The 16,550-nt window shown below is 68.4% G+C and carries 17 protein-coding genes; 11 read left to right on the top strand and 6 right to left on the bottom strand.

What is annotated here, in order from left to right; translation table 11 throughout:
* The first annotated feature begins 121 nt into the window (after positions 1-121).
* The 3 genes from QHF84_RS09485 to QHF84_RS09495 all read left to right on the top strand — a co-directional run bounded on the left by QHF84_RS09485 (position 122) and on the right by QHF84_RS09495 (position 4,168).
* Positions 122-1,225 (top strand): NADH:flavin oxidoreductase, encoded by a 1,104-nt coding sequence (locus QHF84_RS09485; RefSeq protein ID WP_281312891.1) that lies wholly within the window; start codon positions 122-124, stop codon positions 1,223-1,225.
* Between the two features lie 204 nt (positions 1,226-1,429).
* Entirely contained in the window at positions 1,430-3,133 is a 1,704-nt protein-coding gene (locus tag QHF84_RS09490) for a VanW family protein (protein ID WP_281312892.1), read from the top strand.
* A gap of 33 nt (positions 3,134-3,166) precedes the next feature.
* Entirely contained in the window at positions 3,167-4,168 is a 1,002-nt protein-coding gene (locus tag QHF84_RS09495; protein ID WP_281312893.1) for a hypothetical protein, read from the top strand.
* 1 nt (position 4,169) lies between these two features.
* Here the strand turns inward: QHF84_RS09495 and QHF84_RS09500 are convergent, their stop codons facing one another.
* The 5 genes from QHF84_RS09500 to QHF84_RS09520 form a co-directional block, all read right to left on the bottom strand.
* Positions 4,170-6,077, bottom strand: coding sequence for a hypothetical protein (locus tag QHF84_RS09500; RefSeq protein ID WP_281312894.1), 1,908 nt, complete (start codon positions 6,075-6,077; stop codon positions 4,170-4,172).
* Positions 6,078-6,094: 17 nt separating this feature from the next.
* Positions 6,095-7,294, bottom strand: coding sequence for a hypothetical protein (locus tag QHF84_RS09505; RefSeq protein WP_281312895.1), 1,200 nt, complete (start codon positions 7,292-7,294; stop codon positions 6,095-6,097).
* 7 nt (positions 7,295-7,301) lie between these two features.
* Positions 7,302-7,973, bottom strand: coding sequence for a hypothetical protein (locus QHF84_RS09510; protein WP_281312896.1), 672 nt, complete (start codon positions 7,971-7,973; stop codon positions 7,302-7,304).
* Between the two features lie 35 nt (positions 7,974-8,008).
* The gene (locus tag QHF84_RS09515) at positions 8,009-8,353 is read right to left on the bottom strand and encodes a hypothetical protein (protein ID WP_281312897.1); all 345 of its coding nucleotides are present in this window, start codon (positions 8,351-8,353) and stop codon (positions 8,009-8,011) included.
* A gap of 391 nt (positions 8,354-8,744) precedes the next feature.
* Complete coding sequence (locus QHF84_RS09520) at positions 8,745-9,299, bottom strand: hypothetical protein (protein WP_281312898.1); 555 nt, start codon at positions 9,297-9,299, stop codon at positions 8,745-8,747.
* 164 nt (positions 9,300-9,463) lie between these two features.
* On the opposite strand from QHF84_RS09520, the gene QHF84_RS09525 reads away from it, so the two are divergent.
* From QHF84_RS09525 to QHF84_RS09545, 5 genes are all read left to right on the top strand, one after another.
* Entirely contained in the window at positions 9,464-9,862 is a 399-nt protein-coding gene (locus QHF84_RS09525; protein ID WP_281312899.1) for a hypothetical protein, read from the top strand.
* A 126-nt stretch (positions 9,863-9,988) separates the two neighbouring features.
* Positions 9,989-10,294: a helix-turn-helix transcriptional regulator gene (locus QHF84_RS09530; RefSeq protein WP_281312900.1), complete on the top strand. Its 306-nt coding sequence runs from the start codon at positions 9,989-9,991 to the stop codon at positions 10,292-10,294.
* Entirely contained in the window at positions 10,291-11,247 is a 957-nt protein-coding gene (locus tag QHF84_RS09535) for a hypothetical protein (RefSeq protein WP_281312901.1), read from the top strand. The genes QHF84_RS09530 and QHF84_RS09535 overlap by 4 nt, the downstream gene beginning before the upstream one ends.
* A gap of 94 nt (positions 11,248-11,341) precedes the next feature.
* Entirely contained in the window at positions 11,342-11,977 is a 636-nt protein-coding gene (locus tag QHF84_RS09540; protein WP_281312902.1) for a cyclase family protein, read from the top strand.
* Positions 11,978-12,013: 36 nt separating this feature from the next.
* Positions 12,014-12,445, top strand: a complete 432-nt coding sequence (locus tag QHF84_RS09545; protein ID WP_281312903.1) for a hypothetical protein — start codon at positions 12,014-12,016, stop codon at positions 12,443-12,445.
* Positions 12,446-12,479: 34 nt separating this feature from the next.
* On the opposite strand, the gene QHF84_RS09550 is transcribed toward QHF84_RS09545, so the two are convergent.
* Positions 12,480-13,415 (bottom strand): hypothetical protein, encoded by a 936-nt coding sequence (locus QHF84_RS09550; protein WP_281312904.1) that lies wholly within the window; start codon positions 13,413-13,415, stop codon positions 12,480-12,482.
* 115 nt (positions 13,416-13,530) lie between these two features.
* On the opposite strand from QHF84_RS09550, the gene QHF84_RS09555 reads away from it, so the two are divergent.
* From QHF84_RS09555 to QHF84_RS09565, 3 genes are read left to right on the top strand one after another with little or no spacing between them, the layout of a single operon-like run.
* Positions 13,531-14,376 carry a hypothetical protein gene (locus QHF84_RS09555; RefSeq protein ID WP_281312905.1) on the top strand — a complete coding sequence of 282 codons (846 nt, stop codon included), beginning with the start codon at positions 13,531-13,533 and terminating at the stop codon, positions 14,374-14,376.
* A 22-nt stretch (positions 14,377-14,398) separates the two neighbouring features.
* Complete coding sequence (locus QHF84_RS09560; RefSeq protein ID WP_281312906.1) at positions 14,399-15,187, top strand: BtpA/SgcQ family protein; 789 nt, start codon at positions 14,399-14,401, stop codon at positions 15,185-15,187.
* Entirely contained in the window at positions 15,184-16,503 is a 1,320-nt protein-coding gene (locus QHF84_RS09565; protein WP_281312907.1) for a glycosyltransferase family 39 protein, read from the top strand. Before QHF84_RS09560 ends, QHF84_RS09565 begins: the two co-directional genes overlap by 4 nt.
* Positions 16,504-16,550 lie beyond the last annotated feature (47 nt).

The following is a 16,550-nucleotide window of genomic DNA, read 5'->3' on the forward strand; positions in this document are numbered from 1 at the left end:
CGCGGTACGTCTGCTCTCTTTAATGGATCGCCCGGCCCATTTCAATGAACGAGCCCCTTCGTTCGGACGCACAATGTCCGAGCATGACCCCCGCCGGGAGCGCTGCTAGCCTCGCCGCACGATGGCCTCGAAAGACCTCTTTTCGCCGCTCACCTTCCGCAACGGCCGCACGGCGCGCAATCGCATCGCCCTCGCCCCGATGACGAACCTCCAGAGCCACGCCGACGGCACGCTCTCCGACGAGGAGCTCCGCTGGCTCGAGGTCCGCGCCGCGGGCGGCTTCGGCATCATCGCCACGTGCGCCTCGCACGTCACGCTCGACGGCCAGGGCTGGCCCGGCGAGCTCGGCATCTACGACGACAAGCTCCTGCCGGGCCTCACGCGCCTCGCCACGACGCTCCGTGATCGCGGCGCCCTCTCCATCGTCCAGATCTTCCACGGCGGCGCCCGCGCCGACGCGACCGTCACCGGCACGCGCCCGTGGAGCGCGAGCGAGATCGACGGCGACCCCGGAAATCCACGCGCCGCGACGCGTGAGGACATCGAGCGCGTGATCGCCGCCTTCCGCGACGCCGCCGTCCGCGCGTTTCGTGCTGGCTTCGACGGCGTCCAGCTCCACGGCGCGCATGGCTACCTCCTCGGCCAGTTCTTGAGCGCCACCGGCAACAAGCGCGACGACGCCTACGGCGGCTCCTTCGAGAACCGCGCGCGCCTCATGCGTGAAGCCACGCGCGCCGTGCGCGCCGCCGTCCCTGCGTCGTTCCTCGTCGGCATGCGCCTCTCGCCCGAGGACTGGGGCCAGGCCAAGGGCCTCGACCTCGACGAGAACCTCACGCTCACGGGATGGCTCGCCGACGACGGCATCGACTTCCTCGGCGTCTCGCTCTGGGACAGTTTTGCGAGCACGAAGAAGCGCCCCGACGAGCATCCCATCCCGCTCTTCCGCCGCGCTCTCCCGGCGGACATCCCGCTCTTCGTCGCGGGCAAAATTTGGACGCGCGCCGAGGCCGAATCGCTCCTCGAACGTGGCGCCGACGGCGTCTCGCTCGCCCGCTCCGCCATCCTGAACCCCGACTGGCCGCTCCGCGCGCGCGACGCGGCGTGGGAGCCGAGGCGCCCTCCGATGACGGCCGAGGAGCTCTCCGAACGTGGCCTCAGCCCGAAGTTCATCGACTACATGCGGCGCTGGAAGGGTTTTGTCGCTGACGAGACGCCCCGAAGCTGACGCCGAAAAAGAACGCTCGCGAGGGCGCGGGGAAGAAGGGGTCCGGGAACCCGCGCCCCCGCGAGCGGCGTGACGCACGGCGGTCGACCAACGAACCGCCGTGCCACGACATCCCTTCTATACCACCTCGGATGCTTTTGCAACACTGTTGCATTGCGCCGTTCCCTTGACGCCTCCCGCCTCTCTTTCCAAGATGCCGGGGCGATGCGAGCCCCGCGATCCTCCGAGGTCAAACGTTACGCGGCGATGGCTGCCGTCGCGATCGCCTCCGGTCTCGGCATCACGTGGCTGCTCTTGCCGCCCGCGCCCGAGGCGCCCGTCAAGCTTCCCACGCCCGAGCTGCGCGTCGCCGGCATGGCCGTGCCGATGCAGGGAGATCCGGTCGCGAACGCGCTCGACCTCGTGCGCAGGTACGCCGCCGGCGAGATCACGATCAAGCTGCCCGACGGCACGGGCCGCAAGATCCGCCGCGGCGCGCTCGGCGCCGAGATCGATCGCGTCCGCCTCGCCGGCTTCGTGCGCGAGGCCCTGCGCGAAGGCAGCCCGCTCCGCCGCGCCCACGACGAGGCGAACCCCGGCAAGCCGCTCGACGTCCCCTTGCCGCTCATCCTCGACGCCGAGGCCGCCGTCGACAAACTCCTCGCGCTGAAGAGCGAGCTCGACGCCGCCCCGACCGACGCCTACGTCGACCTCGCCCAGAAAAAACTCGTCCCCGAGAAGGACGGCCACAGGCTCGACGTCTACGGCACGATCGCGCGCATCGACGCGGCCTTCCGCCAGGGCGCGGACGAGGTCGCGGCCGCGGTGGAAAAGGTCCCGCCGAAGCGCCGTGCCGAGCAGATGGGCAACGTGAAGTTCGACCACGTGCTCGGCTGGTTCCAGACGGGCTACACGAAGGGCGAGCGCACGAAGGACCGCACGTACAACCTCCGGCTCGCGGCCTCGAAGCTCGACGGCGCCGTGGTCATGCCCGGCGAGGTCTTCGACTTCAACGACGTCGTCGGCCCGCGCGACGAGGCGCACGGCTACCGCGTCGCGACCGTCATCGCGCAGGGCGAGCTCGTCGACGGCCTCGGCGGCGGCACCTGCCAGATCTCCGGCACCCTGCACGGCGCGGCGTTCTTCGCGGGCCTCGACATCGTCGAGCGCTACCCGCACTCGCGGCCGAGCTCCTACATCAAGCTCGGCCTCGACGCGACCGTCGTCTACCCGACGATCAACTTCCGCTTCCGCAACCCCTTCGACTTCCCGATCGTCCTGCACGAGACCGTCTCGGATGGCATCGTGCGCGCCGAGATCCTCGGCCCCGAGCGCCGCCACACGGTCACGTACTTCCGGCGCATCGACGAGGTGCTCCCGTTCGAGGAGGTCGAGCGCCAGACGCCCAAACTCCCCGAGGGCATGCGCGTGCTCGCGCAGCGCGGCATCCCCGGCTTCAAGACCACGAGCTCGCGTGTCGTGCGCGACGGCGCGCACGCGCTCCGGTACAAGTGGAGCGACCAGTACCCGCCGACGGCGCAGATCATCAACGTCGGCACGGGCCCGAAGGAGCTCGACGTCAAGGCGAAGGACGACGAACACCCGGAGTACGTCGTGGACGAGTACCTCGTGCTCACGCAGGGCCCCGACATCCGCACGCCGGGCGCCACCGAGCCCGAGCCCGCCGGCGGCATGATCGAGAGCCGCGAGCCTGGACGCACGGGCGAGCGCGACCCTTACGAGAAGCTCGGGCTCCCGCACTACCGCAGCAAGAGCGCGGCCGAAGCCGCGCCCGAGGGCGAGGCGCCGGTGACGCAGCCTGCCTCGGCGGAGCCGAAGGACGAGGGCAAGGGGAAGAAGCCCGAGGACGACAAGGGCAAGAAGAAGAAGCGCAAGAAGAAGAAGCCCGCGGCCGAGAGCGGGACCTGACAACCTCCACGCGTCGGGGTACCCTCCGCCGCCGTGCTCTCCCCCCACGTACGCTTCGAGGGGTTCACTGCGACGGACTGGGTCCGCGTCCTGTCGCTCTTCCGGCCGCGGCGCACCACCGGCGAGCTGCGTGATCCAAACCGCCCGCGCGGCGGCGTGATCGCCATCCACGACCGCGGCCGCCTGCGCAAGCTCCTGCACACGAACGTGGGCCGCCTCGGGATCGAGGACATCGAGTGGCCGATGACGGCCGAAGAGCTCGCCAAGCGGCACGAGGCAAGCTTCTGCATCGTGCTCGAGAGCGGCACGCTCGAACGGATCATGGAGCGCTTCGCCGCGCGCTCGCGCAAGGGCGACGACCTCGCGGCGCAGACGCTCACGCTCTTCTCGCTCGCGCAAGCGGAGCTTTCGGTGGGCCGGCTCTCGGCGTGGCCGCTGCGCCTTCGCGGCGTGCCGATCCCGTCGCCGGGCATGGTGCGTGGCAGCCTCGACGCGGTGTGTCCGATCGGCAAGGCGATGGTGCTCGGCATCTTCGAGGGCGGCGAGCTCTGGACGAGCGTGGCCCTGCGTCGTGGTCAGGACGGCATCAGCTTGATCCTCGGCCCCGACGAGATCCGCGGCGACATGGGCCTGCTCTCGGGCGATTGGCGCCGCGACTACCGGCACCTGTCGCATGCGATCGAGGATCGTGTCGGGCCGATCGCGTTCGGGTGTTACGCGGAGACGGCGACGTTCCGCGCGCTCGAAGTGGACCCGAGCCCGGGCGCGTGGGCGCGCGCGGCGTTCGTGCGGGACATCATTCTTTCGCCGTTGCCTGCGCCGATGGCGATTCCGCTGGGGATCGACGCGAGCCGCGCGGCATTCTTGGCGATGCGCAGGGTGATGGAGCGGGTCGATTCGAACGGGGTGGTGGCGGGGTCGATCGAGCGATTGTGGGATCGGGCGGCGAAGAGCGCGCAGCATGGAGAGCTCGAAGAGATGCTCGGCTTCCATCCGCTGGAGCTTTTGCGGAAGCTGCTCGTGCGGGAGGATTGATTCAGCGCCGCAAAACCCGGCTCCACCATTCGCCCGGCAGCCCGAGGACCTCCACCGCCTGCCTCGGGTCCACGCGGTAGCGGGTGCCTTTGCCCTCGAAAAAGCCGTGCTCTGCGATCAGGTGCACGATGAGGCCGGGCCCTCTGAGCTTGTCGCCGGTGCGGCGGTTCTCGATCACGAAATCGATCGAGGACCACTTCGAATCGACGTCGCAGTCCCAAGGGCATTCCTGCGTCCCGCGCCATTGATGGATGGCGACGCGGAACATGCCGATCACGTGAAATGCACCATCCGCCGGGTTCTTCCAGTAGCGGGAGATCGCCTCCCCGACGAGCGGGCGGAGGCGGTCTGCGACCTCGGCGGTCGTGACTCCCAGCGATGCAAGGGTGCTCGCGTCCTCCTTCAGCACGTCGTCGAGGCGTTCCCTCAGCCCCAGAAATCCCGCCATGGACAGCACGCCGGGTCGCATCCGGTCCTCGATGCTCCCGGACGCGAGCATCCGGCACCGGTTCTGCTCGACGAGACGCATGCGCACCGACTGGAAAACCTCCTCGACGACCTCGGCCGTGAGCCCGGCCGCGCAGAACCGCGCCCGCACGGCCTCGGCGACCGCACGCTCGGGAAAGCTCCACGATAGATCCGCGCGAACCTTCGGGGGGACGTCGAGCGCGACCTGGCCCATCTCTTTGCGTGCGTCCTCGATGGCTTTATCCATCTCGGCGACCTCCATGCCCTGGAGGGTAATGAACAGACGCCGGATCACGAAACACTCTCCGTCCCTGTCCACGATCTCCGCATCGAACACGCTGGGCCAAAGCTCCCTGCACAGCTTCTCGGCGGCGTCGCGCCGCGCGCCGAAGCTCAGGACCACCCCGAAGCGCAGGTGCGCACTCATGCTGTCATGGCCGTCGACCTCGCTATCGTGCAGGGCGGTGAGGATTTTCTCGATGTGCATTCCCGAGATCTCGGCGAGAGGCATCGTGAGGGATCCCCGCACCTCGTACCGTTTGTGCCGCTCGATGTAATTGCGAAGAAAGCCGAGGGTCTTGGCCCGCTCGTCTTCGGTCGGCGGTCGAGAGAACACGCAGCCCAGACGATCGACCTCGACGATCGTGGCTGGATCCCCGAGAGGCGCTTCGAGCTCCCCCTCGAACCAGCCCACGAACCCGGGGAGGTTCTCGATATCGTACATGGGCTTCTGTTTGACCCAGACCATTTGCCACATGCGAGCTTTCTGATGCGCATGCGTTTCGACCCCGGTCGTGAAGCCGGCAGCGTCGAGGTATGCGCGCACGGCCTCCACGGCCGCGCGCGCACGCAGATGCCAGGCGGACCGGATCCGGAAGATCGGGGGGGCGTCGAGCTCGACGTCTCCGATCTCTTTGCGTACGACCTCGATATGCTGCCGTATCTCGGCGGCCGTCCCCTCTTCCTTGCGGCGGGACGTGGGAAGGATCACGATCAAATACCATGCTCCGTCCTGGTCCACGACGTTGGCGTGGTAGCCTTTGGGTTTGAGCTCCACGCGCTTCTTGTTGGCGGCGGAGCGGCGCACGCCGAAGGACAGGACCACGTCGAAGTCCACGCTCGGGCGCGCGTCGCCATGGCCGCCCTCGAGCCCGATCCCCCACGCGGCGGAGCGAAGTTCGGAGATGTGCATCCCTGAAACCTCGTCGAGGGGCGCTCGGACGGTCCCATACAATCTGTAATCCTCGGATCCCTCGGCGTGGTTGCGAAGAAAGCCGAGGACCTCGTCCCGCTCTTCTTCGGTGAGCGACCGAGAAAACGTGCAGCCGATGCCATCATGCTCGACGACCGCGGCCGGCTCCTCGCCCGACGTGTCGCGCGCATGCACGAACCAGCCCGAAAACCCGGGGATGTTCTCGATATCGTAAGGAGACGAGGCCATGCGATTCTTTCCCCCCATCATCCGAGCCGCCAGAACCGATCCCACCATTTGCGCGGGAGCCCCAGGACCTCCGCCGCCTGCCTCGGGTCCACGCGGTACGGGCTCTCCTTGCCCTCGAAAAAGCCGTGCTCGGCAATCAAGTGCACGATGAGGCCGGGCCCCCTGAGCTTTGCGCCCGTCCGGCGGTTCTCGATCGCGAAATCGATCGACGCCCAGCCGGAATCGATCGCGCAAAGCCAGGGGCATTCCTGAGATCCACCCCATTGCATCAATCGAACACGAAATCTGCCGACGTCGTAGGTATCCTGCCGGCTGTAGCGGCTCGACCGGCTGCGGAGCGCCTTGCCGACGATCTCGCGAATACGACCGGCGACGTCGGCGGCGGTGATCCCGAGCGATACAAGGGTGCTCGCGTCCTCCTTCAGCACCTCTTCGAGGCGCTCCGTCTCTCCCAGGAATCCCGCCGTGGACAGCCTGCGGGGTCGCATCAGCTCTTCGACGCGCCCCGACTTGACCAGCCAGCGCTCCTGCCACCGAAGGACCTCCCAGAAGACCGACTTGCCGACACGCTCGACGACATTCGTCGTGAGCCCGATGGCGTCGAACCGCGGGCGCAGAGCCTCGGCGGCCGCGCGCTCCTCGAAGACCATCGTCAGCTCGGCAAGGAAAACGGGCGGACGGTCGAGCTCGACGTCACCGATCCTTTTCCGTTCGTGCGCGAGGTACTTCTGGATCTCGGCGACCGTCCCCGCGTGCTGGCTGAGGGGAATCACGAGAGACGCAATCAAGGCGCACTTCTCGTCGTCTTCCAGGATCTCGCCGCCGAAGGTCGCGCGCTTCTTCTCGGCGGCGTCGCGGCGCGCGCCGAATGCGAGGCCCACCATGCATTTCATGTCCGGGTAGGAGCCGCCATGATTGCCTGCGAGCTCGATCTCGCGCGCGACGGTGCGGATTTCATCGATACGCTCCGCCGTGATCTCGGCGAGAGGGACCGCGAGAGTTCCGATCAGTCGGTGCTCCTTGTGTGCGTCGGCGTGGCGAACGAGCAAACCGAGGACCTCGGCCCGCTCTTCTTCGGTGAGCGATCGAGAGAATGTGCAACCGATGCCGTGAACCTCGACGACCGCGGCCGGCGCCCCGCGCGATGCGTCGGGCTCCCCGAGGAACCAGTCCATGAACCCGGGGATGGTTTCGATGTCGGAAGGGGATGTGGCCATTGCTTCCTCATCGAATCGTAGATCGCCCATCCGCGCCGCGAGGCCACCATGGACGAACGGCGTCGACGATGCCTTTTGCGGTCGCCAGCGACCACCCGAGCCGTTCTCGAAGATACTTGACGGCATCGATGGACCTCTTCTCTTCGAGCATCGCGAGCATGCCCTCCCGCTCGGCCCGCGGCACGCTCGCCAGCGCTTCGTTACGTCGTCGCTCGGCTTGCTCTCGCAGATGTCGTTCGAGCTCTCGCGCGTCTTCCGGCGACCCGTGGGCGCTGAGGCCGGTCACGACTGCGCACAGTCCTTCGTGATGAAGGAGAGCGATGGCTGGAGCAGTGACTCCGATCAGCGTGGCGTCGAAACCGAGATCGACGTCACGCTGAACGTCATCCCATTCATCATGACGAGCTTGAATCACCTGCAAGCGTGGAAGCTCCGAGGAATGACCAACGACATAGACGTCCCCGGCGAACGCTTCGAGCAGCCGTTCGAGGTGCGATGCATTTTCGGGATCGAACGTCGCCCACGCCGGTGTCATGCCACGCATCCACAATGCTTCGGCCATCAGATCGGGACTCACGAGAGCCCTCTCGTCGAGAACCGCCTTTGCATCTGGCAGGAGGTCGCGTGCGCGGGCCAGCACCAGAAAGTAATCGACGGTCCGAGGAAGGTGCTCTGCCATGGGGACGCTCATCGTTCCGGCAACGGAAGCCTCGTTCAATGGTGAACTTCCAGGAGGATGATGGGGGCCTCGCCGCCGGAAACGGTCCATTCGGACGCCCGGTAAACCATGCCATCTGGAAAATCGTCGAGATGCATCTCGTCCGTTTCGGCGAGGTGGGGATCGCCGTCGCGTTTCCAGAAATTGAATCGTTCGGCGGGAGGGATCCACCGCAGCCGGTGGCCGACATTGGCGATCACGAACCGAACGGGACCACGGCGCAGGAGCTCACGAACGGCTTCTCGGTCGAGCGTACGGAGGCGCGTCGCGGATAACGCACCGTCGTCCGTCCAAAGCTCTTCGAGCGGCATTCGGGTCGCGACAGTGTTGCGAGGATTCATACGTGCTCCGGCCGGATCCTCCATGTACCTGGCCCGCCGTCGCGTGAACACCCCTACCGCATGGATCAGGGCATAGGAGCGCAACCTACACGCCACCACAACGTAAGTTCACCCGGATCCCTACGCCGACGAGACCCCGGAGGAGATCGGACCTCGTCGGTTGCCTGGTCGGCGAGACCCCGGCGAGGTCCGATCAGGACGCGGGTCTCGCCAGCGAGGCAGACGGCGGAGTCCGATCAGGACGCGGGTCTCGCCAGCGAGGCAGACGGCGGAGTCCGATCAGGGCGGGGGGCTCGTCGGCGAGGCACGGGGCGGAGTCCGACCAGGGCGCGGGGCTCACCGGTGAGGCCGACGGCGAGGTCAGATCAAGGCAGAGGCCTGGAGCCGCGCATCACAGCCGCACGGGCCCGCCCTTGCGCGTCACCGTGACCGAGATGTCGATCGCCTCCGTGTGGCTGATCCTCCCGGCCGCCTCGTAGCTCACCTCGTACCCGCCGAACACGAAGGATTGCGGCCCGACCAGATCGTATTGGAGAAGCTCGTCGCCCTCCGCGGCGACGATCGTGACTGCCATCGCGTGACGATGATGCCCGCCCTGCTTGACGAGCGGATAACTGCTCGACAAGAGGCACAACGAGATACGCGTCTCCGCAATCCGGTAGCGCGTGCCCCGGTCGAGCTTGGTGCTCTTTCCGAGTGCGATCTCGATCGGAGAGACGGCGGGGCAGCTCTTCTTCAGCGCTTCGGGGCCGTCGTCCTCGGCCGCGGTAGGCGCAGCGCTGCTCGCCGCAGCTGGGGGCGCGGTCGCGCTCGGCCGCGGGGCGGCCTCGAGCGCGCTGGGCGGCGCAGGAATCACCGTCGCCGCAGGCGCCGGCGCCTCATTGGAGGAACGGCAGGCCGTCACGGCGAGGAGGGACATGACCCCAGTGCGGCGTAGATCGAGCATGGCGAGGCCCCCTCCAGTATCGCTCACTGTAGGCAGGCAGGCACGCGCCGCCGCACCGAAGCGCCGTCTGCATTTTGATACCCGCCACGGTAGCCGTTATCGAGGAAGCACGGTTGCCGCCCACCAGCGTCGACGCGCGCATAAGGGCGTGGTATTCGCGCCACATGCCAATTTCCCTCTCCAGGCTCCCGCCCACGTTGCTGCCGTTCGCTGACGCGCTCGATGCGGTTCCGGCGCGTCCGCACGAGGAGGTTGGCTGGACCCCGTACCGTTACGATCAGGCGCCTGCGCACCCGCTCATCCCGAATGCACCACCCTACGACGGCGTGTACCGAGGCAGTTGGGTCTCCCCCGGCATATGCGTGCGGCTCGACCTCATGCACGCCGCGCTGGACGCACGATTGCGTGCGTGGCTCCGCTCGCGCTACCCGGAGCAAGTGGGCGGAGACGACGGATTCTACGAGTATGGAATCGAGAGTCGCTCGCAGCGCACGAACCTGGAGCAAGCCCTGGCGCGACTCGCGGCCAAGATAGAGGAGGGCCAGCATCATCCGTCCACGTAGATGCAGCGACGCCGCTCGGCCTGGCCGTGATGGCAACCCGCTCCGTGGACATGGTCGAGACCTCGGGTCCCCCTGGGCTCGATATATCGTTGACCGATACATCGTGATGCGATAGATCGAGGAGCGATGCAGGACCCCACGTACCTGATTCTCCTCGCGCTCTCGGATCGGCCTCGCCACGGCTACGGCATCCTTCTCGAGGCCAGCGAGTTGAGCCGCGGAACGATCCGGCTCGGCCCCGGGACCTTGTACGGAGCACTCGAGCGATTGGAAGAAGCCGGTCACGTGGAGCTCGATCGCGAGGAAATCGAGGAGGGGCGGCCGCGACGTTATTACCGCCTGACGCGGCGCGGGCGGCGCGTCCTCGTCGAAGAAACCGAACGGCGGGAGGCCCTCGTGGGGCTCGCCAAGCGAAGGCTCGCGCACCGATGAGCCCCCTCGAACGCCGCGTCCGCGCGCTCATTTCCCTCTTTCCTGCGTCGTTTCGAGCGCGGTGGGAGGAAGATCTCGTCCGTACCACGCTCGAGACTTGCACGGCCGAGCAGTCCTGGCCCCACCCGCGAGACGTATTGGATCTCGTCCTATCGGCGATTCGTGCCCACGCGACGACGCCCGCAAACCAACCCTTCCGCGTCGTGCTCGCACAGGGCATCGTGCTGGGCGCGGCCCTCCTCGCCAGCGTTCGCGTCGGCGCCCTCCTGCTTCGTTTCGGGTTTTTCGTGCATTGGCTTCCCATCAACAGCGCCGCCGGTGTGCCGTCCGATGAGCTTGCGCTCTACGCAGGGCCGCTCGCGCTCGAGCTCGCGGTGTACGTGCTCCTCGCGGTCGCAATGCTGCAGCAGCGGCGCGTGCTCCTCTGGACGGGAGCCATCACCCTCGGCGGCATCGGCCTCCTCGAAACACTCCGCTACCCTGGACCCATCGGCATCCGCTGGGCTCTCGGCATGGCGGTTCCGGGCGCCATTCCCTTCCTCGTTGCTGCGTTCACGGTGGCCGCGAGGAAGACGGAGCGCGCGCTCGCCGTTCGGCCGGCGCTCGTCGGGCTTGCGCTGGCGTCGTTCGCGACGACGACCTTTCGCCTCGCGGCTTGGTTCGCGACGACGACCTGGCACCTCGTGCCCGGCACAATCGACCGGAGCGCGGCCGCGGTCGCGGCTCTTCTGCTCGTCGCTTGCACCGTCTCCGGGTTCGCGGATCCGCGCTGGTTCGTCGCGCTGGGGGTTGCGGTGATCGGCTGGAACGCACGCGACTTCATTCAGACCGGCGACCCGCTCGTATTCCTTGGAACCGCATTCGTCGTGGCGATTTCGTGGGTGCACTGGCGCGTCCTGCGTCGGCAGGCTGCCGGCTCGGGCCGGGGTCGAAGCGACCGCGAGCTTGCCTGACGACACTCCGGCCGCCGCCGAGCGCGGCATGGTTACGAGGTTGTCGGCTATGATATCGGACACGCACCCCGCTGCCCGGCCACCTTCGCAAGCCATGCACCTCGTCAAGGACCTCTCGCTCCCCCTTGCCGCGACGACCCCCGTTTTTCCCGGCGATCCACCGCCGGAGCTTCGTCCGCTCGCGCGCATTCGTGACGGCGCCCCGCTCGACGTCTCGAGCCTCCACCTCCACGCCCACGTCGGCACTCACCTCGACGCGCCCTCCCATTTCCTCCTCGGCGCCCCGGATCTCTCCGCCTTTCCGCCGGACACCTTCGTCGGCCCCGCCTTCGTCCTGGATCTCGCGCGCCTCCCCAAGGACCGCATCGAGACCTCGGACCTCGGCGACCTCACCCGCATCCCGCGCCGGAGCCGCCTCCTCATCCGCACGCGCAACAGCGCCTGCTGGCATGGTCCTTCTCCCGCCGCCGACCTCGCCTTTCTGGATCCGCAGGCGATCGACGCGCTGCTCGCGCGCCGCCCCGTCCTCATCGGATTCGATGCCTACAGCCTCGACCCTGTCGATTCCACGACCTTCCCCGCCCATACCCGCCTCGCGGCCGCGGGGCTGCCCGCGCTCGTCGCGCTCGATCTCGATGGCGTCGCGGCGGGCACCTACACGCTCGTTTGCCCGCCGCTACCGGTCGCGCTCGAAGCGAGCCCCGTCCGCGCGTTGCTCTTCTCGCTTTGATGCAGCGGTGCATCGGCCCACAACACCGTCCGGTTCTTGCTCGCCCGTCCCGCGCTGACCCAGGCTCCCCTCGCCGCCGAGCTCGCGTCCACCGACGGCCTGCACGACGGGTTTGGCACCGCCATCCATTACACCTGCCTTGCCGTCGAGGCCCACCCCACGCTCCCGGCCGGGACGAAGCTCGCCGCCCAGCGCATTCGCGAGACCTTCATCCCCCAGCTCGCCGTCCTGCGCCGCCCTTATGCCGACGAGGCCGCCGCGGCGCTCGATACTCGCAAACAGCTCGACGCCCTCGCGCCCGATCCCGAAGCCATCACCACCCCTTGCGGCGGGGAAGGCTCTCCCCTGCCCGCCGGCCACGAGGCCTCGCTCTTCGCCTACATCGACAAGCTGAGCGCCGACCGCACGCGCGCCGCCATGCAGAGCGGAGCCCCGCCCGAGGCCGCGCCCCTCTCCGCCCAGGCTTGACAAGCCTCCCCGATCGGATCTAGGCGCCGGCCGCTCAGCTCTTCGCCGACTTCGAGGACTTCACCGGCGCCTTCGCCGCAGGCTTCGCAGGTGCCTTCGCAGCAGGCTTCGCAGGTGCCTTCGCCGCAGGCTTCGAGGACTCTTCCTCGTCGTCCTCTTCCTCGTCCCCGTCGTCCTCTTCCTCGTCGCTCTCTTCCTCGTCCTCGTCCTCGTCCTCGTCGTCCTCGTCCGCATCATCCTCGGCGAGCCGCGCCGCGCGCGCATCCTCGTCCTCGCCGAAGAGCGACGGCCCGCCCTCCGCGCCATGTTCCGCGACGAACACGTCGGCGATCTCGAGCAGCGCCGCGATCTTCTCCTCGCGCACCGCGCCGTAGATCGAAAGCGCCAGGGCCTTGCCTTCCACGCGCACCCACACCTCGCCCGACTCGCACAGAAGCTCGCGCAGCGGCCGGATCAACCACTTGCCGATCGCCTTCGCCGCCGCCGTCGACCCTTCGACGAGGTACGCCTCCATGAACTCCGGGTGCTTGCGGAACTGGATGCCCGTGTTCGGCGCGATTTTGCCGTCCACGAACGGCAGCGGCCGCGCGGTGAACGCCGGGCCCGGCTCCTCCAGCGCCACGATCACCGTCTGGTGATCGCTGCTGCCCGCGAGGTCTCCCTGGACGAAGTACGCGTACGCCACCTTCGGCACGATCTCGTAAGTGCCGAGCAACTTCCCGCCGCCCGCGAGCTCCGCCACCGGCGCGAGTGGGGGGGGCAGCGCTCCGACGCGCTTCGGACGCGCGTCCTTGCCCTTCTTCTTTTTCGCGCCCGCCGCCTTCGACCGGGCCTTGCCCTGCCCTGCCCGCCGCGCGCCGAGCGCGTCACGCCACGCTTCGATTGCCGAAAGTGCTCGCTTGTCGACCTGCCCCGTGAGCACGAAGATGAGCCCCGCGGCGATCGGCGCGACGATCCACAGCCACCACATGGCGGCGGAGCCTAGTCCGTCTTCGAGATTTTTCCCACAGGATCGAGGCAGACCACTTCGGCCCGCGGGAGGTGAAACGAAGCGCCGTTTCCGTTACCGTAGACCCCAAAGCTCGATGCCGCAGTCCACGCTCTACTGGCTCACCCTCATCGCCCTCGGCCTCTGCGTGATGCTCTCGTTGCTCCGGCGACAAACCGCCGCGCGCCTCGCGACCGCGCAACGCCAGCTCCTCGAAGAGCGCAAGGATCGCGAGCGCCACGCGAGCGAGCTCCTCCACCAGAAATCGCAGCGCGCCGCCGCCGAGAAGGAAGCCGAGGCCGCGAAGAAGGAAGCCGAGGACGCGAAGAAGGAGGCCGAAGCGGCCGCCGAGGCGAAGAAGAAGCTCGAAGCGATCGAGGCCGAGGTCGCGCGGCTCGCCGAGGAGCGGGACGCGGCGCAGAAGGCGCAGGAAGAGGCGAAACGCGCGCTCGAAGCGAAGGCCATCGAAGGCGACGTCGCGCAGAAGACCATCGCCGAGCTCGCCCGCGCCGCCGAGGAAGGTCGCAGCGCAGCGGCCTCGAGCGAGCAGAAGATCAGCGAGCTCGCGAAGGCCGAGAGCGCCGCGCGCGCCGAGGCCGCGGCCGCCGCGAAGAAGCTCGCCGACGTGGAGCGGCAGAAGAAGGCCGCCGAGGAGGGAGCCGCCGCCACGAAGAAGCAAGTCGCGGAGATCGAGGCGAAGCTCTACGAGCGTGAAGCAGCGGCCAAGGAAGCCCAGGCGAAGGCCACGGCCCTCGAAGCCGAGCTCGGAAAAGCCCGCGAAGAAGCCACGAAGACGCCCCCGCCCCCGGCGGCCGCGGCGGCGAGCGGCGGCGGCGGAGATTTCCTCGCGGCCCTCGATGGCGATCCCTATCTGAACCGCGGTCAGAAGGAGACGATCCGTATGACCTACAACCAGTTCACGGCGAAGAAACGATCTTCGTGAAGCTCGTGGTAAAGGCCTGCGCGTGACGAGCGTCCTCCCCAGCCTCCTCGGCGTCATCCACCTCCCGCCCCTGCCCGGCAGCCCTCGATCCGACGGTGATCTCGGCCCCGCCGAAGAGCGCGCCTTTCGCGAAGCGGAGCTGCTCGTGGCCGCCGGCTACGACGGCATCGTCATCGAGAACTTCGGCGACGCGCCCTTCTTCCCCGGCCCCGTCCCGCCGATCACGATCGCGTGCATGACCACCTGCGCGCGCGCCGCGCGCGAGGGCAGCAAGGGCCTCTTCCTCGGCGTGAACATCCTGCGCAACGACGCCGACGCCGCGCTCGCCGTCGCCGTCGCCACGCACGCCGACATGATCCGCGTCAACGTGCACACCGGCGCGCGCGTCACCGATCAAGGCCTCGTGCAAGGCGCCGCGCACCACACGCTACGCACGCGCCGCGCGCTCGCCGCCGACCGCGTCCGCATCTTCTGCGACGTCGACGTCAAGCACTCCGCGCCCCTCGCGCCACGCCCCATCGAAGAAGAGGCGCACGACCTCGCCGAGCGCGGGCTCGCCGACGCGTTGCTCGTCACGGGCAGCGGCACCGGCCGCGCCGCCTCCGAGGCCGATCTCGACGCGGTCACGCGCGCCGTCTCGGTCCCCGTCTACGTCGCGAGCGGCGTCACGATGGACAACCTCGCGGCCGTCCGGAAAGCCCACGGCATCATCGTCGGCTCCGCGCTCCGCGCAGGCGGACGCGCCGGCACCCCGATCGATCGCGACCTCGCCGCGCGCTTCGCCGAAGCTTTCCGCGCCTCGCGTCGATGACGCTCCGGCCTCTGCGCCGCCCGTTCCTCGCCGCCGTCACGCTCCTCGCGCTCGCGCTCCGGCTCGTGTGGAACCTCGTCGTCCACCCGCCGTCCGAGCACGTCTACTCCGACATGGCGGGTTACTTCGAGCGCTCGACCGCGCTGCTCGACGCCCCGCTCGGCAAGAACCCCGCCGACGCCTTTTTCCCGTACGGCACGCACGTCCTCATCGCCCTCGTCCGCGCCGTGTTTGGCCGGGAAAACCATGCCGCGCCGGCCGTCCTCTACGCGCTCGTCGGCGCTTCCCTCGTGCCGCTCGTCTCGCTCCTCGCGGAGCGGCTCGGCCGCGGCCGGATCGCGCCTCGGATCGCCGCGCTCGTCGCTTGCTTTTATTACCCGTGGATCTCGCTCGGCGGATACTTCCTGAGCGAGCTGCCCTTCACCGTCTGCGTCACGGCCGCCGCGCTCTTTTCGCTTCGCCTCGCGGATACGGGCCGCGCGCGTGACGCCTTTCTCTTCGGCGCATCGGTCGCGCTCGGCGCCACGTTCCGCCCGCAGATCCTGCTCTCGCTCCCCTTGCTTTTCCTCGTCTGGCTCGCGCGCCGCCGCGCCTTGCCGCGCATCCGCCCCGCGCACATCGCGCGCGCGCTCGTGCCCGTCGTCCTCGTGCTCGCCGTCTCCGCCGCGCGTTTTCACCACCACATGGGCCGCTTCGGCCTGATCAGCGCGAACGGCCCCCTCAATTACGCGTTCGGACGTTGCCACGCCGTCGACATCGAGGCGCGCACGCGTGGCTACTACGCCTCGTTCGGGCCGCCTCCGATGGGCTACCTCGCCTATCGCGACAAGAAATACCCCGACGCGTTCGTCCGGCTCGATCCGGCGTTCGGCACGAGGCTCACGGTCCAGGGCACGATGTGGAATGCGGGCCCGTTCTACTCGCTCGCGGAAAAGTGCGTCGCGAAGACCGGGCTCGTCCGGCAGGCGCGATACGCCCTCGGCCACGTGGTGATGCTCTGGGGCTACAATATCGTCTGGCCCGACTCGGGCACCGACGACTATCGCCGCCCCATGCGGCGCGCGCTCGATCTGCACAACGTGCTGCTCCTGCCGCCGATGCTCGTGGCCTTCGCCGCCTCGCGCAGACGTGATCTCGCGCGGCACGCGCTCCTCTCTGCGCACCTCGTCGCCCTCGTGCTCATGGCCATCGTTTACTTTGGAGACGTACGGTATCGCGTACCCTACGATGGCATCGTGATCGCCCTCGCATTCGACGGCTACGCGCGGGTGGTCGGTTGGGTCCGCAGCGTCCTGCCGCGCACGATCCGGGTTTGACGACGGCGTCGTGCGTCTCGACGATGCAATCTTCACGCGGGGCCGCA

The organism is Polyangium sp. y55x31 (assembly GCF_029946505.1).
Taxonomy (GTDB): domain Bacteria; phylum Myxococcota_A; class Polyangia; order Polyangiales; family Polyangiaceae; genus Polyangium.